21 protein-coding genes are annotated in these 24,972 nt (G+C 62.6%); 12 read left to right on the forward strand and 9 right to left on the reverse strand.

Going from position 1 to position 24,972, the window contains the following annotated elements; translation table 11 throughout:
* Positions 1 to 123 precede the first annotated feature (123 nt).
* From ACIOMR_RS09730 to ACIOMR_RS09745, 4 genes are all read left to right on the forward strand, one after another.
* Positions 124 to 834 carry an ABC transporter ATP-binding protein gene (locus ACIOMR_RS09730; RefSeq protein ID WP_008436477.1) on the forward strand — a complete coding sequence of 237 codons (711 nt, stop codon included), beginning with the start codon at positions 124 to 126 and terminating at the stop codon, positions 832 to 834.
* Between the two features lies 1 nt (position 835).
* Positions 836 to 2,101 carry an ABC transporter permease gene (locus ACIOMR_RS09735; protein WP_003210004.1) on the forward strand — a complete coding sequence of 422 codons (1,266 nt, stop codon included), beginning with the start codon at positions 836 to 838 and terminating at the stop codon, positions 2,099 to 2,101.
* Positions 2,102 to 2,112: 11 nt separating this feature from the next.
* The gene (locus tag ACIOMR_RS09740) at positions 2,113 to 2,634 is read left to right on the forward strand and encodes a DUF3299 domain-containing protein (protein ID WP_102369991.1); all 522 of its coding nucleotides are present in this window, start codon (positions 2,113 to 2,115) and stop codon (positions 2,632 to 2,634) included.
* 96 nt (positions 2,635 to 2,730) lie between these two features.
* Positions 2,731 to 3,429: an OmpW family protein gene (locus tag ACIOMR_RS09745; protein WP_008436467.1), complete on the forward strand. Its 699-nt coding sequence runs from the start codon at positions 2,731 to 2,733 to the stop codon at positions 3,427 to 3,429.
* Positions 3,430 to 3,528: 99 nt separating this feature from the next.
* On the opposite strand, the gene ACIOMR_RS09750 is transcribed toward ACIOMR_RS09745, so the two are convergent.
* The 3 genes from ACIOMR_RS09750 to ACIOMR_RS09760 all read right to left on the reverse strand — a co-directional run bounded on the left by ACIOMR_RS09750 (position 3,529) and on the right by ACIOMR_RS09760 (position 6,599).
* Positions 3,529 to 3,891, reverse strand: a complete 363-nt coding sequence (locus ACIOMR_RS09750) for a response regulator (protein ID WP_102369993.1) — start codon at positions 3,889 to 3,891, stop codon at positions 3,529 to 3,531.
* 6 nt (positions 3,892 to 3,897) lie between these two features.
* Positions 3,898 to 5,358, reverse strand: a complete 1,461-nt coding sequence (locus ACIOMR_RS09755; RefSeq protein WP_087692346.1) for an ATPase domain-containing protein — start codon at positions 5,356 to 5,358, stop codon at positions 3,898 to 3,900.
* A gap of 350 nt (positions 5,359 to 5,708) precedes the next feature.
* Positions 5,709 to 6,599, reverse strand: coding sequence for a sugar nucleotide-binding protein (locus tag ACIOMR_RS09760; protein WP_008436463.1), 891 nt, complete (start codon positions 6,597 to 6,599; stop codon positions 5,709 to 5,711).
* A gap of 424 nt (positions 6,600 to 7,023) precedes the next feature.
* On the opposite strand from ACIOMR_RS09760, the gene ACIOMR_RS09765 reads away from it, so the two are divergent.
* On the forward strand, positions 7,024 to 11,304 hold the full coding sequence (locus ACIOMR_RS09765) for a DEAD/DEAH box helicase (RefSeq protein WP_401193719.1): 4,281 nt from the start codon (positions 7,024 to 7,026) through the stop codon (positions 11,302 to 11,304).
* A 131-nt stretch (positions 11,305 to 11,435) separates the two neighbouring features.
* Here the strand turns inward: ACIOMR_RS09765 and ACIOMR_RS09770 are convergent, their stop codons facing one another.
* A complete protein-coding gene (locus ACIOMR_RS09770) occupies positions 11,436 to 13,550 on the reverse strand; it encodes a mechanosensitive ion channel family protein (RefSeq protein ID WP_177035944.1) in 2,115 nt (704 codons plus the stop codon).
* Positions 13,551 to 13,727: 177 nt separating this feature from the next.
* Here ACIOMR_RS09770 and ACIOMR_RS09775 point away from each other — a divergent pair, with 177 nt between their 5' ends.
* From ACIOMR_RS09775 to ACIOMR_RS09795, 5 genes are all read left to right on the forward strand, one after another.
* Complete coding sequence (locus tag ACIOMR_RS09775) at positions 13,728 to 14,930, forward strand: MFS transporter (protein ID WP_177035943.1); 1,203 nt, start codon at positions 13,728 to 13,730, stop codon at positions 14,928 to 14,930.
* Positions 14,931 to 15,143: 213 nt separating this feature from the next.
* Entirely contained in the window at positions 15,144 to 16,070 is a 927-nt protein-coding gene (locus ACIOMR_RS09780; protein WP_102605439.1) for a DUF72 domain-containing protein, read from the forward strand.
* Complete coding sequence (locus ACIOMR_RS09785) at positions 16,067 to 16,843, forward strand: endonuclease/exonuclease/phosphatase family protein (protein ID WP_003210026.1); 777 nt, start codon at positions 16,067 to 16,069, stop codon at positions 16,841 to 16,843. The genes ACIOMR_RS09780 and ACIOMR_RS09785 overlap by 4 nt, the downstream gene beginning before the upstream one ends.
* Positions 16,840 to 18,138: a cardiolipin synthase ClsB gene (gene clsB, locus ACIOMR_RS09790; protein WP_003210028.1), complete on the forward strand. Its 1,299-nt coding sequence runs from the start codon at positions 16,840 to 16,842 to the stop codon at positions 18,136 to 18,138. The genes ACIOMR_RS09785 and clsB overlap by 4 nt, the downstream gene beginning before the upstream one ends.
* The gene (locus ACIOMR_RS09795; RefSeq protein ID WP_102605438.1) at positions 18,116 to 19,096 is read left to right on the forward strand and encodes a lysylphosphatidylglycerol synthase domain-containing protein; all 981 of its coding nucleotides are present in this window, start codon (positions 18,116 to 18,118) and stop codon (positions 19,094 to 19,096) included. The genes clsB and ACIOMR_RS09795 overlap by 23 nt, the downstream gene beginning before the upstream one ends.
* Here ACIOMR_RS09795 and ACIOMR_RS09800 read toward each other — a convergent pair.
* The 3 genes from ACIOMR_RS09800 to ACIOMR_RS09810 form a co-directional block, all read right to left on the reverse strand.
* Positions 19,083 to 19,835, reverse strand: coding sequence for a S9 family peptidase (locus tag ACIOMR_RS09800; protein WP_003210032.1), 753 nt, complete (start codon positions 19,833 to 19,835; stop codon positions 19,083 to 19,085). The genes ACIOMR_RS09795 and ACIOMR_RS09800 overlap by 14 nt on opposite strands.
* Complete coding sequence (locus tag ACIOMR_RS09805) at positions 19,825 to 20,934, reverse strand: DUF3182 family protein (RefSeq protein WP_401193726.1); 1,110 nt, start codon at positions 20,932 to 20,934, stop codon at positions 19,825 to 19,827. Before ACIOMR_RS09805 ends, ACIOMR_RS09800 begins: the two co-directional genes overlap by 11 nt.
* Positions 20,935 to 21,105: 171 nt before the next feature.
* Positions 21,106 to 22,086 (reverse strand): GlxA family transcriptional regulator, encoded by a 981-nt coding sequence (locus ACIOMR_RS09810; RefSeq protein WP_401193729.1) that lies wholly within the window; start codon positions 22,084 to 22,086, stop codon positions 21,106 to 21,108.
* 95 nt (positions 22,087 to 22,181) lie between these two features.
* Here ACIOMR_RS09810 and ACIOMR_RS09815 point away from each other — a divergent pair, with 95 nt between their 5' ends.
* Positions 22,182 to 22,733, forward strand: coding sequence for a cysteine hydrolase family protein (locus tag ACIOMR_RS09815; protein ID WP_008436449.1), 552 nt, complete (start codon positions 22,182 to 22,184; stop codon positions 22,731 to 22,733).
* Between the two features lie 12 nt (positions 22,734 to 22,745).
* On the opposite strand, the gene tam is transcribed toward ACIOMR_RS09815, so the two are convergent.
* Positions 22,746 to 23,507, reverse strand: coding sequence for a trans-aconitate 2-methyltransferase (gene tam / locus ACIOMR_RS09820; protein ID WP_401193732.1), 762 nt, complete (start codon positions 23,505 to 23,507; stop codon positions 22,746 to 22,748).
* A gap of 103 nt (positions 23,508 to 23,610) precedes the next feature.
* Here tam and ACIOMR_RS09825 point away from each other — a divergent pair, with 103 nt between their 5' ends.
* A complete protein-coding gene (locus tag ACIOMR_RS09825; protein ID WP_401193735.1) occupies positions 23,611 to 24,519 on the forward strand; it encodes a LysR family transcriptional regulator in 909 nt (302 codons plus the stop codon).
* Between the two features lie 91 nt (positions 24,520 to 24,610).
* Here ACIOMR_RS09825 and ssb read toward each other — a convergent pair.
* Positions 24,611 to 24,972, reverse strand: a 362-nt coding sequence (gene ssb, locus ACIOMR_RS09830) for a single-stranded DNA-binding protein (RefSeq protein ID WP_401193738.1), incomplete at its 5' end; no start/stop codon positions are given.

The raw sequence follows: 24,972 nt of genomic DNA on the forward strand, positions 1-24,972 counted from the left end.
GCTTGCCTGCGATGCAGACGCCGCGGTGCTCCAGAAACACTGCGGTGATGCCATCGCAGGCAAGCCAGCTCCTACAGTTGATCGGTGTCATCATCCAAATCGAGCCAGACCACTGACCTCCCTATGACCCAAGCACTTATCGAACTGTCTGACCTGGGCTTCAATTGGCCCGGTCACCCACAGTTGCTGGACATCCCGACGTTCCGCCTGGAGCCGGGGGAAACCCTGTTCCTCAAGGGCCCCAGCGGCAGTGGCAAGACCACCCTGCTCGGCCTGTTGGGCGGTGTGCAAAAGCCCAGCCGGGGCAGCATCCGCCTGCTGGGCCAGGAACTGACCGAACTCTCGGCCGGCGCCCGCGACCGTTTCCGGGTCGACCACACCGGCTACATCTTCCAGCAGTTCAACCTGTTGCCGTTTCTCTCGGTGCGCGAGAACGTCGAGTTGCCCTGCCACTTTTCAACGTTACGGGCGCAGCGGGCAATCCAGCGTCACGGCAGCGTCGACCAGGCTGCCGCGACCTTGCTCGCCCACCTGGGCCTGAAGGACAAGAGCCTGCTGGAGCGCCGCGCCGACTCCCTGTCCATCGGCCAGCAACAACGGGTGGCCGCTGCCCGTGCGCTGATCGGCCAGCCGGAGCTGGTGATCGCCGACGAGCCGACCTCGGCCCTGGACTACGACGCCCGGGAAGCCTTCATTCAGTTGCTGTTCGCCGAATGCCGCGAAGCAGGCGCCAGCCTGTTGTTCGTCAGCCATGACCAGAGCCTGGCGCCGCTGTTCGACCGCAACCTGTCGCTGGCCGAACTCAATCGCGCCGCCACGCCCGCAGAGGTTTGAGATGTATTTGTTTCGACTAGCCATGGCCAGCCTGGCTAACCGCCGCTTTACCGCGATCCTCACCGCCTTCGCCATCGCCCTGTCGGTGTGCCTGTTGCTGGCGGTGGAACGGGTACGCACCGAAGCCCGCGCCAGCTTCGCCAGCACCATCAGCGGTACCGACCTGATCGTCGGCGCGCGTTCCGGCTCGGTGAATTTGCTGCTGTATTCAGTGTTCCGCATCGGCAACGCCACCAACAACATTCGCTGGGACAGCTACGAGCACTTCGCGGCCAACCCGCAGGTGAAATGGGCGATCCCGATTTCCCTCGGCGACTCCCACCGTGGCTACCGCGTGATGGGCACCAACGAATCCTATTTCGAACACTACCAATACGGCCGCCGGCAGAACCTGGAACTGGCCAGCGGCCGCGCCTTCGCCACCGATCCATTCGAAGTGGTGCTCGGCGCCGAAGTGGCCGACGCGCTGCATTACAAGCTCGGCGACAAGCTGGTGCTGGCCCACGGCGTGGCGGTGGTCAGCCTGGTCAAGCACGATGACAAGCCCTTCACCGTGGTCGGCATTCTCAAGCGCACCGGCACTCCGGTGGACCGCACACTGCATATCAGCCTCGGCGGCATGGAAGCGATTCACATCGACTGGCACAACGGCGTGCCGGCCCAGGGCAAAGGCCGGATCAGCGCCGACCAGGCTCGCAACATGGACCTGACGCCACAAGCCATCACCGCGTTCATGCTCGGTTTGAACAACAAGATTTCCACCTTCGCCCTGCAACGGGAGATCAACGAGTTCCGTGGCGAGCCGATGCTGGCGATCCTGCCGGGCGTGGCGCTGCAAGAGCTGTGGAGCATGATGGGCACGGCTGAAAAAGCGCTGTTCGTGATCTCGCTGTTCGTGGTGCTGACCGGCCTGATCGGCATGCTCACCGCGATCCTCACCAGCCTCAACGAGCGCCGCCGGGAAATGGCAATCCTGCGTTCAGTGGGCGCGCGGCCCTGGCATATTGCGACCTTGCTGATCTTCGAAGCCTTCGCCCTGGCATTGTCGGGCGTGATCGCCGGCGTCGGGCTGCTGTATGTGTGCATCGCCGCGTCGCGCGGGTATTTGCAGGCCAACTACGGCCTGGACCTGCCGCTGTCGTTGCCGAGCGAATATGAATGGACCCTGCTCGGCGGTATTCTCGTCGCAGCCCTGCTGATGGGCAGCGTGCCGGCCTGGCGCGCCTACCGGCAATCGTTGGCCGACGGCCTGTCGATACGTTTATGAGGAAGCTGTTGATGCGTCGCGCCGTGCTCGCACTGTTGCTGCTGGTGGCCCTGCCCGTGTGGGCTGAAGACCAGCCCAAGGACCTGTCGTGGCAGGAGATGATCCCGCCGGACGCGCCGCCGGAAATCCCCAACATGAAACCGCTGCACGACTTGTCGGGCATGGCCGATGCGTTGTCGGTGGAGTCAGCGCCGGCCGCCAAGCAGGACCTGCCCAACGCGCCAGTCGTACAGAGCCTGGACGGTAAGCACATCCGCCTGCCGGGTTATATCGTGCCGCTGGAAGTCAGCGAAGAAGGTCGCACCACGGAGTTCCTGCTGGTGCCGTATTTCGGCGCGTGCATCCATGTACCGCCACCGCCGTCGAACCAGATCGTGCATGTGAAAAGCGAAGTCGGCGTGAAGCTCGACGAGTTGTATCAACCGTACTGGATCGAAGGCCAGATGCAGGTCAAACCGTCCAGCAGTGAACTGGCCGATGCCGGCTACCAGATGGATGCCGACAAGATCTATGTGTACGAGTTGCAGGAATAACCCGTGATTGCGCTTTCATTGAGCTGAGTCAAAAGCTCGAACGTTACGATCTTTACCATTGGACACAAGCAATTAATAACGTCCTTTGGAGCTCCCATGAACAAGTCCCTGCTCGGCGCGTCGCTTGTCGCGCTCGCCCTCGTCGCCCCTGTTGCCCACGCTCACGAAGCGGGTGACATCCTGATTCGCGCCGGTGCCATCACCGTCAACCCGAAAGCGGACAGCAGCAGTGTCAAGGTTGACCAGGGCCCGCTGGCCGGGACCAACCTGGGCGGCAAGGCGACCATGAGCAGCGACACCCAGCTGGGCTTGAACTTCGCCTACATGTTCACCAGCCACTGGGGTATCGAACTGCTGGCGGCCACACCGTTCGAACATGATGTGAAGATCAAGAACACCGCCCTGGCCCCGGCCAACGGCAAGCTCGGCTCGCTGAAACACCTGCCGCCGACCCTGAGCGTCGTGTACTACCCGCTGGACAGCAAGTCGGTATTCCAACCGTACATCGGCGCCGGTATCAACTACACCTGGATCTACGACGAGCACGTCGGCGGTCGCGCCCAGGAGGCCGGCTTCAGCAACTTCAAGGCGGAAAACTCCTGGGGCTGGGCGGCGCAGATCGGTGCGGACTACATGATCAACGACAAGTGGATGATCAACGCCCAGGCGCGCTACATCGACATCAGCACCAAGGCCACCGTGGACAACAACGCCCTGGGCCAGGGCACCCGGGCCAAGGTTAATGTGGATGTTGATCCGATGGTGTACATGGTCGGTATTGGCTACAAGTTCTAGGTTCTACCCAAAGGCCCTGTTGTACAGGGCCTTTTTTGTGAGGCTTCCCCTGGAGGCAAGCGCCAATCAGAAGCCAGGCACACGCCCGTGTGCTGCGAGTCAGGCTTCAGCCAGGAGCTGGCGAACTTCAGCAATGACCACGTCAATGTTGAACGGCTTATTCAACACTGCATTGAACAAGTCCGACCGCTCCATACCAATATGGGCCTGGGCTCCGCTGATCAGGATGATGGGCAAGTGATTGACTGCCGGTAGCGCGCGGACAGCTTCGGCAAACTCCTGGCCATCCATGACCGGCATCATGAAGTCGGTGATGATCAACGCTGGCCGCTCGCGCTCCAGGACCTCGAGTGCTTTCTGGCCATTGCTCGCTTTTACGACCATGTACCCCTCATCCTCCAGCGCATAGCCGAGAATGTCAGCGATCAAATACTCGTCGTCGACGACCAGGATGGTGGTCATGTCAGTTCAACCCGAATCAGAGACTTTGGACGTTGAGCCCGGCAGCGAAGAATCATTAGGGACCGCCAACGCATTTCTTGATGCCTTCTTCAGGTCAACGCCGTTTTCATGGATTACCACTTCAAGAAGCGAAGGATCGTAGAAGCTGTCTCGTACCTTAAGAATCGAAAGCATTCTTCTTAGTTCAGATTGAATCTCGAAGAAACGCATCAGCATCAGGTTATCGACAATACTGGAGAGGTCCGGGGTTGGAGAGCTGACCTCCGAACCAAAAACGTCACGCATCTCCCATGAGGCAAACACCGTTACGCCACGGGCACGAAGCTCGCTCATCAAGGCGCTGTAGAAATCAGTGATACGAGCCGGGTTTGTCGACACCCGGGTCATGCCGCTCAAGCTGTCGATGAACAGGCGCTTGATGCCCTTTTCCTCAACCATTTTCAGCAGCCGTGCGCCGAGACCATCGATCAGGCCTTCTGTGGTGGGTTGCCAGGCAATACTCAGCGCACCACTTTCTTCCATACCCTTGATATCAATCCCCAGCGATTGGCCTTTGAGACGTAACCGCTGCGGGCTTTCATAAAAACCGAAATGCAGGCCCGGCGCGTCCACTGTCGACTCTGCGAGAAACCTGAGCCCCAGCGTGGTCTTCCCGACGCCGGAAGGCCCCATGACGAGGGTAACGGAAGAGCTGTGCAGGCCACCGCCGATGATGGCGTCCAGCGAACCGATGCCGCTGGTGATACGCGTCAGATCGGCACTGTCAGGTAAAGACGGATGGCTGTAGAGGCTTTCCAGACGCGGATAAACCACCAGGCCATCGTCGGTAATTTCACACTCGTGCAGTCCGGTCAGTGCACCACTGCCTCGAGTTTTGCGCAGGTGAATACGGCGCACCGAACGGCTGCCGTGAAGCTCTTCACCCATCTCGATCACACCATCAACCATGGTGTGCTCGGGACTGCCGTCGTCCAACCGGGAACTGGTGAGAAACAGCACCGTACAACCGGCGAACGCGGCGTGCCCTTGCAGCTCGGAAATGAATTTTTTGGTGTCGATGGGCGAGTCAGCCTTGGAGCGTGCATTGAGCAAGCCGTCGACCACTAACACGGTGGCCTTCTGACGACTGATCTCACGCCGAAGCAGCTTGACCACTTCATCGAGACCTTCGTTCTCAAGGGTGTCAAACGCACTGACGAACTGAATCTCGGCTCCCACCCGGGAAGCATCAAAGAAGTTCAGGGTCGAGAGGAACTGAAATAAACGGTCGTGGGATTCGGCCAGCAACGTGGCAACCAGTACACGGCCCCCATTGCGCGCATGGTTAAACCCCAGCTGATTGGCGAGGATCGTTTTACCGGATCCCGGGCGCCCCTGGATGATGTAGGAGGCACCTGCGACTAGCCCACCCTTGAGCAGAGCATCCAGCCCTTCTATTCCGCTTTGAAGGCGATTTAGCTTTTCCACAATGCAACCCTGATGTGAACAACAGGCTCTTGAGCCGAAGGTTTACGATGCTAACTCCATTTGTTCAAACGGGCTATCCACTCAGCCGTTCAAGCGCGGGCCATATACCTGGCTGAGTCCCAACCCAGTTCCCTGGCCATTGTCTGTGATAGAGACGGCAATGTAACTTCCGTTCATAAGGGGATAACCATTGAACGCCGGGATAAGGTCCATCGACTCAACACAGATGACCGCCCGCACCAAAGGTTTCAAATTTTTCGCAGGCCGCTGCGCATCCGGCTGGCCAACACCTATCACGTGTAATCGTCCGTGCACTGCCACAAAAAAGGCGCCTGTTTCAGGCGCCTTTTTTATGTTTGACCGTGTCGATAGAACCGGTCGAGCAACGCCGGCAGCCCGGCCCGCCATGCCCGTGGCTTGATGCCGAAGGTGTGGAGGATTTTCTTGCAGGCCAGCACCGCGTGTTGCGGCTCGTCGGCTGCATCCGGACGGGCGGCGTGGGCCTGGGCGGTCGGCGCTTCCACGGCCAGCGGGTGGAAGTTGCGCGCTTCGGTCAGGATCGCCTGCCCCAGCGCCAGCGGGGTAGTCGCTTCGTGGCCGGCATAGTGATAAGTGCCCCACAACGGCGCGGCGCAATCCAGTTGCTTAAGCACCGAAATGATCACCCGCGCGGCATCGTCCACCGGCGTCGGGTTGCCCCGGCGGTCGTCGGCCATCAGCAGTTCGTCAGGTTTTTCGGCACGGGCCAGGAAGCGCCCGAGGGTGCCGTCGACGCTGTCATCCAGCAGCCAGCCGAAACGCAACAGCACGTGCTGCGGGCAGGTGGCGCGTACGCTCTGCTCGATGCGCCACAACGCCTGGCCTCGCAGGCCCAAGGGCACGGGTTCGTCTTTTTCGCTGTAGGCGGTGGCGCGGGAGCCGTCGAACACCCGGTAGCTGGACGGTTGCAGCAGGGTGATGCTGTGGTGCTGGCACAGTTCAGCCAGGCGCTCGATCGCATATTCCTGGGCGGCCAGGCGTGTCTCGCTGACCGTCTCCGCCTGAAACCAGTCGAAGTAATAGGCGAGATTGATCAAGGCATCGGGACGGGTGTCGTCGAGCAGTTGCGTGAGGCTCGCGGCATCCCAGCCGTCTTGGGGCGGGCGCGGGGCGAGGAAACCGATGTCTTCCTCCGCACCGAGGCGAATCAGCGCCTGCCCGAGGGCATTCCCGCCGCCCAGTAACATAAGGCGCATTCGCATAGATTGAGCAGGCCCGGTCTGTTTGGAACGATGGTTATTATCGACAGGCTTGTGAGCCATGCCGTTGGCATTTGCCAGAATCGTTGCATTTTGCGGGTTTGTAGCGCAACCGTCACTTATAAAGTGCGCCGCCGATTGCGGCCGGGGGGTTTAGGTAGAGAGAGCCTTTTTATGGCCAGGGAGCATGCAGTGGCTAGGGAGCTTGCTGTGGCCAGGGAGCTTCTTGTGGCGAGGGAGCTTGCTCCCGCTGGAGTGCGCAGCGCTCCCGCTTTTTTGGGTCCGCTACGCAGCCCAGCGGGAGCAAGCTCCCTCGCCACTGCAAGCTCCCTCGCCACAACAAGCTCCCTTACCGCAGCAAGCTCCCTCACCACAGGGAATGCATCCCGGGGTTGCAAGTTGCCGGGGCCGGCCGCATAAATTGGGGATGAACCTTCCTGAATCAACGGACACGGTCTTGAACGGTTTCCACCCCGCCGTCAGCACCTGGTTCCGCAGCACGTTCCCGTCGGTGACCGCCGCCCAGGCCCAGGCGTGGCCGCTGATCCGCCAGCGCCGCTCCACACTGATCGCCGCACCCACCGGCTCCGGCAAGACCCTGACTGCCTTTCTCGCGGTGCTGGACGATCTCGTGCACCAAGGCCTGGCCAATGGCGGCCAACTGCCAGACCAAACGCTGGTGGTCTACGTCTCGCCCCTGAAGGCTCTTTCCAACGACATCCAGATCAACCTGCAAAACCCGCTGGCCGGCATCACCGAGCACTTGCAGCGCCTCGGCCTGCCACCGCTGGCGATCCGCACCGCCGTGCGTACCGGCGACACCCCGCAGAAAGACCGCGCCCTGATGCGCAAGCACCCGCCGCACATCCTGGTCACCACCCCGGAATCGCTCTACGTGCTGCTCGGCTCGGATTCCGGCCGGCAGATGCTTGCCAGCACCCGCACGGTGATCGTCGATGAGATCCACGCCATCGCCGCCAGCAAGCGCGGCAGCCACATGGCCCTGACACTGGAGCGCCTGCAGGGTTTGTGCAGCGAACCGCTGACCCGCATCGGCCTGTCCGCCACGCAAAAGCCCATCGAGGCGGTGTCGCGCTTTCTGGTGGGCACCGGCCGGCCTTGCGAGATCGTCGATATCGGCCACGCACGCCCACGGGACCTGGATATCGAAGTGCCGCCGGTGCCGCTGTCGGCCGTCATGGCCAACGACGTGTGGGAGCTGGTCTACGACCGCCTCGCCGAACTGGCCAGGCAACACCGCACCACGCTGATTTTCGTCAACACCCGGCGCCTGGCCGAACGCCTGGCCCGGCACTTGAGCGAGCGCCTGGGCAAAACCGCCGTCGCCGCCCACCACGGCAGCCTCGCGAAGGAAATGCGCCTGGACGCCGAACAACGGCTCAAGGCCGGTGAGCTGCAGGTGTTGATCGCCACTGCGTCGCTGGAACTGGGGATTGATATCGGCGATGTCGACCTGGTGTGCCAGATCGGCTCGCCCGGCTCGATCAACGGTTTTCTGCAACGGGTCGGACGCTCCGGGCATCAGGTCGGCGGCACGCCCAAGGGCCGGTTGTTCGCCACCGCCCGTGACGACCTGATCGAATGCGCCGCCCTGCTCGACTGCGTGCGCCGGGGCGAGCTGGACACCTTGCTGATTCCGGTTGCGCCGCTGGATGTGCTGGCCCAGCAGATCATCGCCGAAGTCAGCTGCCAGGAATGGCAGGAACAGGCCCTGCTCACGCTGATACGCCGCGCCTCGCCCTACGCCGAGCTGGATGAGCGTCACTATCAGGCACTGCTGCAAATGCTCGCCGAAGGCTACAACGGGCGCCAGGGCCTGCGCAGCGCCTACCTGCACCGCGACGCCATCACCCGCACCCTGCGTGGCCGGCGGGGCGCCAAGCTCACCGCCGTGACCAGCGGCGGCACCATCCCCGACAACGCCGACTACAGCGTGCTGCTTGAGCCGCAAAGCCTGAACATCGGCAGCGTCAACGAAGACTTCGCGGTGGAAAGCATCGCCGGGGATATCTTCCAGCTGGGCAACACCTCCTACCGCATCCTGCGAGTGGAGCCCGGCAAGGTGCGGGTCGAGGATGCCCACGGCCAGCCGCCGACCATTCCGTTCTGGCTCGGCGAAGCACCGGGGCGCAGCGCGGAGTTGTCGTTTGCCGTGGCGCGTTTTCAGGGGCAACTGGACGCGCTGCTGGGCGCCACGCCGGGTAACCTGCAACCGGCGCTCGATTGGCTCACCGGCACCCTCGGCCTGAACCTGGCCAGCGCCGAACAACTGCTGGATTACCTGGCGCGGGCGCGGCTGGCGCTGAGCGCGCTGCCGTCCCAGGACACGTTGATCATGGAACGGTTTTTCGACGAGTCCGGCGGCACCCAATTGATCATCCACACGCCGTTCGGCAGTCGCATCAACCGCGCCTGGGGCCTGGCGCTGCGCAAGCGGTTTTGCCGCACCTTCAACTTCGAACTGCAAGCCGCCGCCAGCGAGGACGCAATCGTGTTGTCGCTGTCCACCAGTCACAGCTTTGAGCTGGATGAGGTGTGGCGCTACCTGAACAGCAACACGGCCGAGCACATCCTGATCCAGGCGGTACTGGATGCACCGCTGTTCGGCGTGCGCTGGCGCTGGAATGCCGGGGTGGCCCTGGCGTTGCCGCGCTACACCGGTGGGCGCAAGGTGGCGCCGCAGATCCAGCGCATGAAGAGTGAAGACCTGATCGCCAGTGTGTTCCCCGACCAGATCGCCTGCCTGGAAAACCTCGCCGGCGAGCGCGAAGTGCCCGAGCATCCGCTGGTGGAGCAAACCCTCGACGACTGCCTGCACGAAGCCATGGACAGCGAAGGCTGGCTGGCCCTGTTGCGGCGCATGGAGCGCGGCGAAATCCGCCTGATCAGCCGTGATCTGCCGGCGCCGTCGCCACTGGCAGCAGAGATTCTCAGCGCCCGCCCCTACACCTTTCTCGACGACGCTCCGCTGGAGGAGCGCCGCACCCAGGCCGTGCTCAACCGGCGCTGGAGCGACCCGCAAAGCACCGATGACCTTGGCGCGCTGGATGCCGAAGCGATTGCCGGTGTGTGCGAGGAAGCCTGGCCGGCGCCCAATGGCCTGGACGAGATGCATGAAGCGCTGATGAGTTTGGCGTGCATTGCCGAATCGGAGGTCACGGCGCAGTGGGCAGAATGGCTGCAAGCCCTGGCCGACGGTGGGCGCGCCAGCCGATTGCAGATCGGTACCGACCAGGCCGTTTGGGTCGCTCTGGAGCGCTTGAGCTGTTTAGCGGCGATCTACCCGAACGAGCTGCCGCTGTTGCCCGGTTTCGATGAGCCCTGGACCTTCGATGAAGCCTTGGTGGAAGTGCTGCGGGCGCGCCTGAGCGGCTTCGGCCCATTGACGCTGATCGAGATCGCCGCGCCCCTGGCCTTGCCGGTGGCCGACGTATCACAGGCACTCGCGCGGCTGGAGAGCGAAGGCTACGTGCTGCGCGGCCGTTTCAGCCCCGACGCCAGCGCCGAACAATGGTGCGAACGCCACCTGCTGGCGCGCATTCACCGCTACACGGTCAAGCGCCTGCGCCGGGAAATCGAGCCGGTGGCGTTGCAGGATTTCATGCGTTTTCTGTTCGACTGGCAGCACCTGTCGAACGGTACCCGCGGCCAGGGCAGCGCCGTGTTGCCGCAGATCGTCGCGCAGCTGGAAGGGTACGCCGCAGCCACTTCGGCCTGGGACAGCGATTTGCTCAGCGCACGAATCAAGGATTACGCGCCCCACTGGCTGGACGATTTGTGCCGCAGCGGCAAAGTGGTGTGGACGCGCCTGAGCAACAAGGCCGGCGCGACGGCCCTGCGCAGCACGCCAGTGGTGCTGTTGCCCCGCAGCCAGGTGCCATTGTGGAGTGGACTGACCGAAGCGCCGGACAGCACCGAGCTGTCGCCCAAGGCACAGAAAGTTCATCAGGCGCTGCGGGAAAACGGCGCGCTGTTTTTCGATGAATTGATCCACGAAGCCCATCTGCTGCGCAGCGAACTGGAAACCGCGTTGCAGGAACTGGTGGGCGCGGGGCTGGCGAACGCCGACAGTTTTGCCGGCCTGCGCGCCCTGACCACGCCGGCGAGCAAACGTCAGGCCCGCAGCAGTCGGCGCGGGCGTGGCGCGTTTGTCGGCGGAATGGACGATGCCGGGCGTTGGGCCCTGGTACGGCGGGCGCCGGTGGCGGATGGCACACGTCCGGGGGCTCACTCGGCCGAGACGCTGGAGCATGTGGCGATGACCTTGCTGCGCCGCTACGGGGTGGTGTTCTGGCGCCTGCTGGAGCGCGAGGCGGACTGGCTGCCCAGTTGGCGGGAATTGCTGCGTACGTTCCACCGGCTGGAGGCCCGGGGCGAGATTCGGGGCGGGCGGTTTGTAAGTGGTTTGGCGGGGGAACAGTTTGCGTTGCCGGAAGCGATTCCGCTGCTGCGGGAAGTTCGGCGGCGGCCTCACGATGGAAGCTTGATTGCCGTGTGTGGGGCGGATCCGCTGAACCTGGTCGGTACGCTGCTGCCGGGTAGCAAGGTGCCGGCGTTGAGCGGTAATCGGCTGGTGTACCGGGATGGTTTGCCGGCGGCGGTGGAGATTGCCGGCAAGCAGCAGGTGTTGCTGGAGTTGGATCAGCAGGAGGCCGGGTTGGTGCGGGAAAAACTGATCAGACACTGACTTGTTCAGTGCCCGTAATGACGCCTTCGCGAGCAAGCCCGCTCCCACATTTGACCGCATTCCAAGGGTGGAACCGTATCGAATGTGGGAGCGGGCTTGCTCGCGAAGAGGCCGGCGGCCTCAACACAAAACTATTGGGTTCTTGGCTGCTCAGTGAGCACCACCGACGAAGGCACTTCTTCCTCCGGCTCATCCACCTGCTGCCCGACCCGCTGCGGCAGCATCACCTGCTGTGGATAAGTTTGCGCGAAGTGAACAAAGGCACAGTTATCCACAAGCTTTTTCAAGCGCTGGTTAAACGCGCGGCTCACCGCATATTGCCCGCCCGACACCGTGCGGAACTGCGCCGTCAGCACCACGCCGTTGAGGTCCATCTTGTCGACGCCAAATACCTCCAGCGGCCCTTGCAGGTTGTACTTGAGGAACACGTCGTCGCGGATCGACTGCCCCGCCTCGCGAATCAGTTCCACGGCCTTGTCGACATCGGTGTCGTAGGTGAACTGCACCGAGAAGAACGCATAGGCGAATTGCCGCGACTGGTTGGTGACGGCCTTGATCTGCCCGAACGGCACCGAATGCACAAACCCCTTGCCGTCCCGCAGGCGCAGGGTGCGGATGGTCAGGCCCTCCACGGTACCGGCGTGGCCGGAGTCGAGCACCACCCAATCGCCAATCGACAGGGTGTCTTCGATGATGATGAACAGCCCGGTGATTACATCCTGCACCAGTTGCTGGGAGCCAAAACCAATGGCCAGGCCCACCACCCCGGCACCCGCCAGCAGCGGTGCGACGTTGATCCCCAGGTTGGCCATGGTGGTGATCGCGCAGATCACCACCAGGATGATTTTCACTGCGTTGCGCAGCAGCGGCAGGATGGTTTTCACCCGCGTGCTGGGCTGGCGGCTGGAGCGTTTGTTGACCGGGGGTTTCAATGCTTCCTGAATCGCCGTGTCGAGCACCACCCAGAACAGCCAGGTCACCAGCAGGATCAAACCGATGCTGCTCAGGGAATCACTGATGGCCCGGCCCACGGAGTTGCGCTGGGCAAACTCAAACAGCGAAACGCCCCAGATACGCCCGAGGATTTCGATAAAGGCGATGGCCATCACGATGCGCAACAGCGCGTGCAGCAGGCTGAGGAAACGTTCCTTGTAGGCACTGCTGCGCTGGACCGCCACCGTGCTGCGGGACTGGAACAGGTGCTGCAACACCGTGCTGAGAAACACCGTGCCGATCAGCAGGATCGTGGTGAACAGCGCACAGCGCAGGGCTTTCTGGCTGTCGTCGCCGGCGCCGATCAGGTTGATCGCCGACACCAGCACCATCAGCAGGATCGGCCAATACCACAGGCCGGAAAACACCCGCAGGGATTGCTGCACCGCCGGGTGTTTCAGGCGCTGGGCCAGGGGCCGGTTGCGGATCAAATGCGCCACCGGACGGCGCAGGCGAATCACCAGCATGCCGAAAATCACCGAGGCAAACAGCCCGGTGAAGATCGCGACGCTGGCGGTGATATTGCCCCCCAGTTGGCGGGCGATCTGTGGGCTGGTCAGCGCATCGCTGAGGGCGGCAAGGAAGCCGATCAGGAACAGCGGCTTGGGGCAGTAGTCCCGAATAATCTTCACCGCAGGGCGCTTGTGGCCGACGTTGAACATGACGATCACGCACAACAGGATCGAGGTGGAGAAGATGCCGCTGCTGGTGGCGTAGGCAAAACACAGCGCCAGCGCACGGCCCACCGAGGTGGGCAAGAAGTGGCTGACGTAGAGCGTCAATGGCAGGCAGATAAGCGCCGGTATCGTGTAGGGAATCAGGTAACCCAGCAACGCCTGGAGGCGCTGGCGAGGTGCGATATGCCGCTGCAGGCTCAGGCGCTTGACGATAAAGCGCCCCAGCAGGGTCAGCGCGGCGAACGCGCCGATCCACACCCCGGACAACAACAGGAAATCCCCGGCCACGCTCCACGAGGAACGTTCGGACGGCTGGTTGACCAGCTTGTCCACCTCATCTGCCGCCCGGTCGGCCCGCAGGCGCCAGGCGTCGACCAGGTTCTGGTTGAGGTCGAGCTTGTCCTGCACATCATCGATGCTGGAGCTGATGGCGCCGAGCAGGCCGCCTTCTACCAAAAGTTCCGGCTTCGCCGGGGCGGCAGGCTCTGGAGCCGCGGGGGCAGTGGCCGCTTGCAGCGCGCCGCTGCCGCAGAACAGCAGCGTGCCGAGCAGTAGCACAGTCTTTAAATTCAACAAAACACCGGGCTCCTTCAGAAGGGTCTGTAAGGAACTGACGGGTTTGACGCCTGATCGTTCCCCGTATACTTCGATCCGTGCGCCCCAGGCAAATATCAAATGCCAATACCTGGCTTTTTCCGCACAAGCCGAACCCCGAGACTGCGCTCCTGATTGAAACCCACCGGAGTTGCAGCCATGCCCATTGCCTTGCTCGCGCTGACCCTCAGCGCTTTTGCCATCGGGACGACCGAGTTCGTCATCGTTGGCCTGTTACCCACCATCGGCGCCGACCTGGGTGTCGACTTGCCGTCCGCCGGCCTGCTGGTCAGCCTCTACGCCCTGGGCGTGGCCATCGGCGCGCCGGTACTCACCGCCCTCACCGGCAAAGTGCCACGCAAACTGCTGCTGTTGTCGCTGATGGTGCTGTTCACCCTCGGCAACCTGCTGGCCTGGCAAGCGCCGAGTTATGAGTCCCTGGTACTGGCACGGATCGTCACCGGCCTGGCCCACGGGGTGTTCTTCTCGATTGGCTCCACGATCGCCACAAGCCTGGTGCCCAAGGAAAAAGCCGCCAGCGCGATTGCCATCATGTTTACCGGCCTGACCGTCGCGTTGGTGACCGGTGTGCCACTGGGGACGTTTATCGGCCAGCACTTCGGCTGGCGCGAAACCTTCCTCGCCGTCTCGGCCCTGGGCTTGATCGCGTTTATCGGCAGCCTGCTCTACGTACCGAAAAACATCGCCCACAGCAAACCCGCGTCACTGTTGCAACAACTGCAAGTGTTGAAACAACCACGGCTGCTGCTGGTGTACGCCATGACGGCGGTGGGTTACGGCGGCTCGTTCATCGCGTTCACCTACCTGGCGCCGATCCTTCAGGACATCTCCGGCTTCAGCGCCGGCACCGTCAGCCTGGTGTTGCTGGTGTATGGCATCTCGGTGGCCATCGGTAATATCTGGGGCGGCAAGCTGGCCGACAAACGCGGCCCGATCAGCGCCCTGAAAATCATCTTTGCCCTGCTCGCCGCTGTGTTGTTCGTGCTGACCTTCACCGCGGGTAATCCATGGCTGGCCCTGGCCACTGTGCTGGTGTGGGGCGCGGTCGCTTTCGGCAATGTGCCGGGCTTGCAGGTGTATGTGGTGCGCCAGGCGGAACATCACACGCCGAACGCGGTGGACGTGGCCTCGGGCCTGAACATCGCGGCGTTCAACCTGGGGATTGCCGGTGGCGCGTGGGCCGGCGGCATGATCGTCGCCCACATGGGCTTGATCCACACGGCGTGGATTGGCGGCTCGGTGGTGTTGGTGGCCTTGGCGCTGACGGCCTGGAGCGGGCGCCTTGACCGGCTGGGGCCGGTGTATGCCGAGAGCTCGACCCGGGTGGTTGGCGGGCACTGATCCCGCAGCGATAAAGAACCCAATGTGGGAGCGGGCTTGCTCGCGAAAGCGGTAAGTCAGTCAACAGAGATATCGACTGACCCACCGTCTTCGCGAGCAAGCCCGCTCCCACATTTTGAGAGGTGCCGTCTGTAGGACCATCGAAACTTTCTCCCGATCCTCACAGTCATCCAAAAACGGAGGTCACCACACAGTTAACCCACGGGAGTCATCATGGCCGCGATTCATATCGGCATTTCCGGCTGGCGCTACACGCCCTGGCGGGGGGATTTCTACCCCGAGGGCCTGACCCAGAAGCGCGAGCTGCAGTTTGCCTCACGGGCGGTCAACAGCATCGAGATCAACGGCTCGTTCTACGCGCTGCAAACACCCAAGCGCTACGCCGAGTGGTATGGCGACACGCCTGAAGGGTTTGTGTTCAGCGTCAAGGCGCCGCGCTATATCACGCATATCCTGCGGTTGCGGGAGGTGCACAAGCCGATGGCGAATTTCTTCGCCTCCGGGGTGCTGGAACTCAAGGAAAAGCTCGGGCCGATCCTCTGGCAGTTCCCGCCCAGTTTCAAATTCGACCCGCCGTTGTTTGAAGCCTTTCTCGCCGAATTACCCACTACTACCCAGCAGGCCGCCGCCCTCGCCCGCGAGCATGAGCCGCGCCTGAACGGCAAGGCGAGCCTGCAAGCCCACGGTAAAAAGCCGCTGCGCCATGCGGTGGAGATTCGCCACAAGAGTTTCGCCGTGCCGGAGTTTGTCGAGATGCTCGACAAGCACGGCGTGGCCCTGGTGGTGGCGGACACAGCCGGCAAGTGGCCGTACCTGGAAGACGTCACGGCCAACTTTGTGTACCTGCGTCTGCATGGGGACAAAGCGCTGTATGCCAGCGGCTATACGTCCGAAGCGCTCAAGCGCTGGGGCGATCGCATCGAACGCTGGAGCCACGGCAAACAACCCGCCGATGCACAGTTGATCGACCCGAAGCACAAACCCCGCGCCCGCAAGCAGCGCGAGGTGTTTTGCTACTTCGATAACGACATCAAGGTGCGCGCGCCCTTCGATGCGCGCCAATTACTGCAGCGTTTTGGCCTGGACCAGGCACTGGCCACCGAACCCGGCAAGTTGCCGGACACGGGAGTGTTGCCATGACCCATCCGGAACTGATGCCAACCACGCCCACCGAAACCATCACCCGCTTCAGGGTGCTGACGGTCAATACCCACAAGGGCTTCACCGCGCTCAACCGGCGCTTCATATTGCCCGAGTTGCGGGAGGCGATTCGCAGCGTGGCCGCCGACGTGGTGTTCCTCCAGGAAATCCACGGCACCCATGAACGCCACCCCAAGCGCTACAGTAACTGGCCGAGCATGCCGCAATACGAATTCCTCGCCGACAGTATCTGGCCGCAATACGCCTACGGTCGCAACGCGGTGTATCCCCATGGCGACCACGGTAATGCGTTGCTGTCGAAATTCCAGATCATCCGCTACGACAATCTCGACATCTCCCAGAGCGGCCACGAAAGTCGCGGGCTGCTGCATTGCGTGCTGCGCTTGCCGGGCAACGTGCAGGACGTGCATGCAATCTGCGTGCACCTGGGGCTGCGGGAAGTCCATCGCCAGCAGCAACTGCGCCTGATCGCGCAGCGGGTCGCCGAGATTCCCGCCGACGCGCCGGTGATTGTCGCCGGTGATTTCAATGACTGGCGCCAGCGCGCCGATCTCGCCCACTGCGGGCTGCGGGAAGTGTTTATCGAAACCCACGGCAAGCCGGCCCGCACCTTCCCGGCGCGCCTGCCGCTGCTGCCGCTGGACCGCATCTATGTGCGCAACCTCAAGGTGCATCAGCCCCAAGTCCTGACCAGCCGCCCGTGGTCACACTTGTCGGACCATGCGCCGCTGTCGGTGGAGATCGAGCTATGAACAGCGCACCACTGGAAAAGGTCGCGGTGGAACACATCGCGACCGACCAACCGCCGGACGATGCCGTGGCCCGGGACCTGGATTACGGCTGGCAGAGCGGTAACCAGATCGAGTTGCTGGAGAACGGCGAGGCCTACTTTCCCAAAGTGTTCGAGGCGATGCGCCAGGCCCAGCGGGAGATCTTGCTGGAGACCTTTATCCTTTTCGAAGACAAGGTCGGCCACGAGCTCAAAGGCATTTTGATCGAGGCGGCGCAGCGTGGCGTCAAGGTCGTCGCCAGCCTCGATGGCTTTGGTTGTGGTGAGCTGACACCGGGGTTTCTCAGCGAATTGAGCCAGGCCGGCGTGACCGTGCAGATGTTCGACCCGGCGAGCAAGACATTGGGTTTTCGCACCAACTGGTTTCGCCGCCTGCACCGCAAGATTGTGGTGGTGGATGCCAGCGTGGCGTTTATCGGCGGGATCAATTTCTCGGCGGATCACCTGGGGGATTTCGGCCCCGAGGCCAAGCAGGATTATGCCGTGCAGGTGCAGGGCCCGGCAGTCGCCGACCTGCATCATTTCGCCCTCGCACAAAGTGGCCGGCGTGTGCGCAAGCGGCGCGGCTGGCGGCGCGAGCAACGCCCGTCGCCATGGGCTGCCGGCGAAGGCGATGGCCTGGTACGGCTGATCTACCGGGACAATCTGCAACACCGTACCGATATCGAAGAGGCCTACCTGCACGCCCTGCGCAAGGCCGAGCGGCGGGTGGTGATCGCCAACGCCTATTTCTTTCCCGGCTACCGCCTGCTGCGGGAAATTCGTAATGCCGCGCGGCGCGGCGTGCACGTGCAGTTGATCATGCAGGGCCAGCCGGATGTGCTGCTGGCCAAGCTGGCGGCACGCATGCTCTATGACTATTTGCTCAAGGAGGGCGTGGTGATCCACGAGTACTGCCAGCGTCCGTTGCACGGCAAGGTGGCGCTGGTGGATGAAGAGTGGAGCACGGTGGGTTCGAGCAATCTCGACCCGCTGAGCCTGTCGCTGAACCTGGAGGCGAATGTGCTGGTTCGTGATCGTGCCTTCAACCAGCAGTTGTTCGAGCGCCTGGAATATCTGAGCCAGAACCACTGCAAGACCATGCCGGAAAACCGCGCGCCTCGCGGCTGGTTCTGGCGGGTGACCGTGGGTTTCGTGGTGTTCCATGTGCTGCGGCATTTTCCGTCGTGGACCGGCTGGTTGCCGGCCCACAAGCCGAGGTTGAAACCCTTCGTTCTTGAGGAGCGTGCGGATCATGACCCAAGCTCGCATCGCTGAAGAAAGCGCTCGCCCCGGCTTCTTGAAACGCTGGAAAAAACCGCTGACGGTGGTGTTTTTCCTGGTGCTGATCGTGTTGTTCACCCTGCTCGCCCGGCGTATCGACTGGAGCGAAGTGCTCGACACCCTGGGCGACTTCAAGCTGCGCACGCTGCTCATCGCGGGTGCGCTGACCCTGTGCAGTTTCCTGGTGTATTCGTGCTTCGACCTGATCGGCCGCACCTACATCCGCCAGCCGTTGGGCTGGAAGCAGATTTTGCCGGTGGGCATCATCAGCTATGCGTTCAACCTCAACCTGAGCGCGTGGGTAGGTGGCATCGCCATGCGCTATCGGTTGTATTCCCGACTCGGGGTGAGCAGCGGGAACATCGCGAAGATCCTCGGCTTGAGCCTGGCCACCAACTGGTTCGGCTACATGGCGATCGCCGGCGCGGTATTCAGCAGCGGGCTGGTGACATTGCCGCCGGGGTGGAAGCTCAGCAGCGGTGCGTTGCAAGGCGTCGGCGTGCTGTTGGTAATGGCGAGCCTGGGTTACCTGCTGGCCTGTCGCTTGTCGAAAAAGCGCGCATGGTCGATACGCGGGATTGAAATCAGCCTGCCGTCGCTGCGCATGGCAGTGTTGCAGTTGGCGCTCGGCGCGCTGAACTGGTCGCTGATGGCAGCAGTGATTTTTACCCTGCTGCCCAAGCAGCTGGATTACCCCGTGGTGCTCGGGGTGTTGCTGATCAGCAGCATTGCCGGAGTGGTCACACACATCCCGGCGGGGCTGGGTGTGCTGGAGGCTGTCTTCATTGCCTTGCTGCAGCACGAAGCGTCCCGCGGCAGTCTGCTCGCGGGGCTGATCGCCTACCGCGCAATCTACTTCATCCTGCCGCTGCTGGTGGCCCTGGTGATGTACCTCGCGGTCGAAGCCAAGGCCAAGGCATTGCGCGTGAAGAAAACGCCTACGACTGGATGATGCTCAAGCGCTCGCCCACCACCATCTCGGTAATCCAGTCCACCAGGATCGAGGTGTAGGCCTGCTGGGAAACCGGATCACTCAGGGAATGATCCGCACCGTCGATAATCCGGTGAGTCAGCGAATGCGTCTGCTGGCAGGCGGCGCGGTAGCTCATGATGGTGGCGTGGGGCACGTGGTCGTCGGTCTCCGACTCCACGATCAACACATCACCGGTAAACGCCGCGCAAGCATGCAGGGCGCGATTGGTTTCGGCGTGCACAAAGGTGCCGCGATAATCCATCAGGTCGGCTTTATCGAGGTCGCGCTTGGGCTTGAGCCATTCCTGGTCGCGGTACAGCGCCGGCACCCGCAAAGCCAGCCAGCGCACGGGGCGCAGTGACGTGAGGATGGCGGCCAGGTAACCGCCGTAGCTGGTGCCCACCACCGCCACCGCCGAGGTGTCGATGGCCGGGTGTGACAACAGGCGGTCGTAGGCCGCGAGCAGGTCGCGCAGGTTGTCTTCGCGGGTGACGCGGGATAACGGAATGCCGTTGCCGGCATGGCCGCGCAGGTCGAATGTAAGGCATACACAACCGAGCCCGGCGATACCCTTGGCGCGTTCCAGGTCACGCTCCTGGCTCCCGCCCCAGCCGTGCACAAACAACACCCCCGGTACTTTCGATTTGGGACTGAGGAAGGTCCCGCTCATCTGTTCGTCGTCGATATCAATGGCAATGGTTTCGCTTCTAGCCGTCATAGGATTTGACCGTCACGTACTTGAGAAGAAAGTCGCTGTTTTCTGCCGGGCCCCGGTACACCTCGATCGCGTCAGCCGGCAGCGGCTGATCGACGTAGGTTTCTACCGACGAGACATAAATCGCCCGCAGCCCGGGATTGTTGACGAAGCTTTGCAGCGCCGCGACTTCCGCGCTGCTGGCCCCGCCCATGCGCCAGGATTGCTCGAGCACGCCGCTGCGGCGTTGGCCGCCGCTGTCCAGGCCCTGGGCGATGTCGTAATTGCGCCGCGAAGCGTAGAACCCGGGATAGGCCTCATCCGCCGCGTTATCGAAGACCTGCGCTTGCTGGATGGCCAGGCGCACGTCATCGGGCAGGTCGAGCTTGAGCAGGTCCTCGTAGTAGCCCTGGACCACCAACAGGTTGGAACCACCATAGACCTCTTCGCCCTGCCCGTCCCGGGTCAGGTATTGATCGCCGCAGTAGCTGATGACGTGATCGCCGATAAAGCTCTGGCCGACACTGTGGGTGACCACGTCGCGCAGGTCCTGCTCCAGCACCACGCCGTCGCTGAACAATTGCGCCGCATCAGGGCGCGCGAGGATGGCGTCGAACTCGTCGAGGCTGCGGATCACTTCCTGGCCGCGACCGGCGCAGGCATGCACGGGCTTGAGACGGATCGGGCCGGTGTACAGCAAATGGGTCGCCGCCGGCCGCGCATCTGCCAGGGCGTGCACACTCAACCCATCCAGCACCACATTGCGGATGCGCTCGGAAAACAGCGGCGACCAGCCTTCGGGCGCAACCGCGTTTTTATTCAGCAAACCGTGGCTGATGGCCTTGGTGCAGATGAAATCGTGATCGACGTAGCCGCCCCACAGATCCTCAGGGCCTTTGACGCCGAATTGCCGCGCCTGTGCCGCGCCAACCAGCGTCTGAGTGGGCAATAGATAGAGGTCGCGCCCACTGTGCTGCTCAGGGTTATAGCTGCCGCCATATTTGAGCCCGAGGACGTGCGCCAGCCAACGGGCCAGGGCGCGGTTGGTCTCCACTTCGTGCAATGGCGCTTGCGGACGGATTGAATGCGCCACCACGATTTTTTTGCGATTTGTCGGGGTCATGCGTCCCCCTTGGCTCTGCTGCCATGTGTGTAAGGAAACGGTAGCAGGGATCAAGCCAAGGCGGCGTTTGTTTAAACGCGCGGGGAATCAATCAGTTGCGGGAAAAGCGATAGCACTTGGCCTGTTTTATTCTGCACGATGTGATCCCGGTGTCGCGGTTTTCTGCACGATTCAGGCTTGGGCCTTGGTTGGGGTTACGCCGAAACGGCTGCGGTAGTCGCTTGGCGCCAGCCCGGTGATTTTCTTGAAGGTGGCGCGGAAGGCGCCGGGGTCCTGGTAACCCACGGTCCAGGCAATGTGATCAATGGTGCCGTTGGTGAACTCCAGCATCTGCCGCGCCTTGCCGACACGCAGGTGCTGGCAATATTCGGTGGGTTTCAAACCGGTGGCGGCGCGGAACCGTCGCAGGAAGGTGCGTTCCTCAAGTCCCGCCTCCTGCGCCATGGCAGCCAACGAAACATCCACCGCACCGCTGGCCTGCAGCCAATGTTGCACCTTGAGCATCGCAGCGTCGCCATGGGCAAGGATCGGCGCAAAGTTACTGCCGCACTCACTGGCGCTGTCACTGTGTTCGATCACCAGGAAACGCGCGGTGCTGGCAGCGATGCTCGGGCCGAGCAAACGGTCCACCAGGCGCAGGCCCAATTCGGACCAGGCCATGAGGCCGGCGGTGGTGATCAAGTCGCCGTCGTCGACGATGGGTTTGTCGGCTTCCAGGCGAATCGCCGGGTAACGCGCGGCGAAGGACTTGGCCGACGTCCAGTGCGTGGTGGCGCTGCGACCGTCCAACAGGCCGCTTTCCGCCATCAGGATCGAGCCCACGCACACCCCGCCCAGAATGGTCCCGGACCGATGTTGCTGGCGCAGCCAATCCAGCAATTCCGCGGACGCCTGGCCCTCGGAAAAGCCGGCAATGGAGGGTGGAATCAGCAAGGCCGTCAACCTATCCCCGCTACCGGGCTCGCTATCGAATACACGGGTCGGCGCACCGCCTGTTTCAGCCTGCCAGTGGCTGATGCGCAGGGACGGCAGTTGCTCGGACTGATGCTCGGTCGCAATCCGGTTGGCGACCGCGAACAGGTCGGTCAAGCCATGCACGGCAGCCATTTGCGCACCACTGTAGATCAGCACGCCGAGCTCGACGATCGCCATTGTCAGTTTTCCCTCTGTTATTGTCGGTGCGGCCAATCCCCAGGCGTCACGCCAGCCAGGATACTGGACGCATCAACCCTCACAAGGAAACCAACATGGCCAAGCAAGCGCTCATCCTAATCGATATCCAGAACGACTACTTCCCCCAGGGCAAGTGGCCGCTAGACGGAGTGGACGCGGCGGCAGACAAGGCGCAGCAAGTGCTACAGGCATTTCGCCAGGCAGGCGATACGGTGATTCACGTACGCCACGAATTCACCTCCGACGATGCCCCCTTCTTCACCCCGGGTTCGGAAGGTGCACACCTGCACCCCAAGGTGCTGAACCAGGCCGACGAGCCGGTGGTGCTCAAGCATTTCGTCAATGCGTTCCGCGAAACCAACCTGCGGGCCCTGCTGGAACAACGCAGCATCACCGAGCTGGTGGTGGTGGGCAGCATGAGCCATATGTGCATCGACGGCGTGGTGCGCGCCGCGTCGGACCTGGGCTACACCGTGACGGTGATCCACGATGCCTGCGCCACGCGGGACCTGGAATTCAATGGCAGCGTCGTGCCGGCAGCCCAGGTGCATGCGGCGTTTATGTCGTCGCTGGGGTTTGCTTATGCGAGCGTGGTATCGGCGGAACAGTTCTTGTCCGCCGATTGACCTTCTCCGCGCTTACCGGGTAGCGATGATGAACAGGCGCGGAAACGGCAGCAACACAGTGCCATCGGCCAACGCTGGATAAGCCTTGGTGATCCGCGCCAGGTACTCGTCGAGGAAGGCGTTCCTTTCTGACTCGGTCAGGGGCGCCAGGAATGGACGCAACGCCGAACCCTTGAACCACTCCACCACCGCGGCGGAACCTGCCAGCGGATGGTGGTAAGTGGTGCGCCATACATCCACGGTGGAACAGTGTTGGCTCAGCAACTCAAAGTAGTAGCTCGCGGTATGGCGTTCATTGTGTTTGACGCTGCCGATCTTTGCGGCCCACGGGCCGTCCGCCGCGACTTCCCGCGCCAGCTTGTGGGCCGGCTCGTCAAGATTGTCGGGCGTCTGCACCGCCAGGGTGCCGCCGGGAGTCAGTTGATTGACTAAATGCGGATACAGCGTGGCGTGATCAGGCAGCCATTGCAGCGACGCATTGGCGAGGATGACGTCGAATTTCTGCACAGGGTTCCAGGCGCCGATATCAGCCAATTCGAAGTTCAACGCGGGCAGGCGCTTGCGGGCGTCGACCAGCATGTCATCGGAACTGTCCATGCCGGTGACCACTGCCTGCGGAAAGCGATCAGCCAGGACTTCAGTCGAATTGCCCGGGCCGCAACCCAGGTCGACGGCGGTGCGCACATCACCCTCAGGGATGGCCGCTACCAGATCCCGGACGGGACGAGTGCGCTGTTGTTCGAACATCGAGTATTGCTTGGCTGACCAGGTCATTGCGGCATTCCTTCTTCTGTGAGGAGTGAGGACAGCCTAAATCTTGTGATCCATGAGAACAAATGCCACGATTGATCATCTCCCATACCTGAAAAGTATTCCTATGCTGGAGCTCAGGCAGCTCAGGGCCTTCGTCGCGATTGCCGAAGAAGGCTATGTCACCCGCGCGGCAGAACGACTGGGCATGCAGCAACCGCCGCTGACCCGCCTGTTGCAAAGTCTTGAAGCCGAGTTGGGTGTGGTGCTGATGGAGCGCCTGCCACGAGGCGTGCGCCCGACCACTGCGGGGCTGGCCTTGCTGGAAGAGGCGCGGCATATCTTGGCCAGCGTCGATGGTGTGGCCGACATTGTGCGCCGCGCCGCCCGAGGTGAACGCGGACGCCTGGCGATTGGTTTCACCAGCTCCGCCGCCTTGCATCCGTTTGTGCCCAGCGTACTGCGCCTGTTTCGGGAAACCTTTGTCGGCGTTTCAGTGGTACTGGAAGAAGCCGGTACCGGTGAACTGCTGGACGCGTTGCTGCACGAAAAGCTCGACGCGGCGTTCATTCGCTCGCCGCTGAGCGGGACGCAGGCGTTGCAGGACCAGCCAATTCTGGTGGAGCCAATGTTGCTGGCGCTGCCTACCGACCACCCACTGGCTATCAACCCGTCGACGCCGCTGCCGTTGGCGGCATTGGCCACCGAGGCGTTTGTGCTGTATCGCCGCCGGGTAGGGCTTGGGTTGTATGACGCGATTCTGGTGGCGTGTCGCGAAGCGGGTTTCAGCCCGCAAGTTGTGCAAGAGGCGCCGCGCATGACGGCGACGTTGAGCCTGGTGGCTGCGGGGCTTGGGGTTTCGATTGTGCCTGCCTCAATGCAACGGTTGCGGGGCGACGGGATTGTTTATCGCGAGCTTTCGGAGTGCCGGAGCCTGGTGGCGCCGTTGCACCTGGCTACCCGGGTAGGTGATACGTCGTCGGTATTGGAGAGGTTTCGGGAGTTGGTGGTGGGCGCCGCTTCTACTGACGTTTAGCGGATTGCCGTGTCCGCAATGAAAAACCCCCGGGGCCAAGGCCACCGGGGGTTTTCTGGTGTTACGCGACAGTTCGGGGTCTCAAGCGACCTTAGAACGGAATATCGTCATCAAAGCTGTCGAAGTCGGCTGCCGGCTGAGGAGCGGCCTGCTGTGGCGCTGGACGCGACTCACGCTGTGGCTGCTGGGTTGGCTGCGGACGGGACTGCTGCTGTGGACGCGGTGCCGAGTTGGACATGCCGCCCTGGCCCTGTTGGTCGCCCTGTGGACGGCCGCCCAGCAGTTGCATGGTGCCTTGCATGTCGACCACGATTTCGGTGGTGTAACGCTTGATGCCGTCTTTTTCCCACTCGCGGGTTTGCAGCTTGCCTTCGATGTAGACCTGCGAACCTTTGCGCAGGTATTCACCGGCGATCTCCGCGACCTTGCCGAACATCGACACGCGGTGCCACT

It is taken from the genome of Pseudomonas sp. NPDC087814 (assembly GCF_044742865.1).
Classification (GTDB): domain Bacteria; phylum Pseudomonadota; class Gammaproteobacteria; order Pseudomonadales; family Pseudomonadaceae; genus Aquipseudomonas.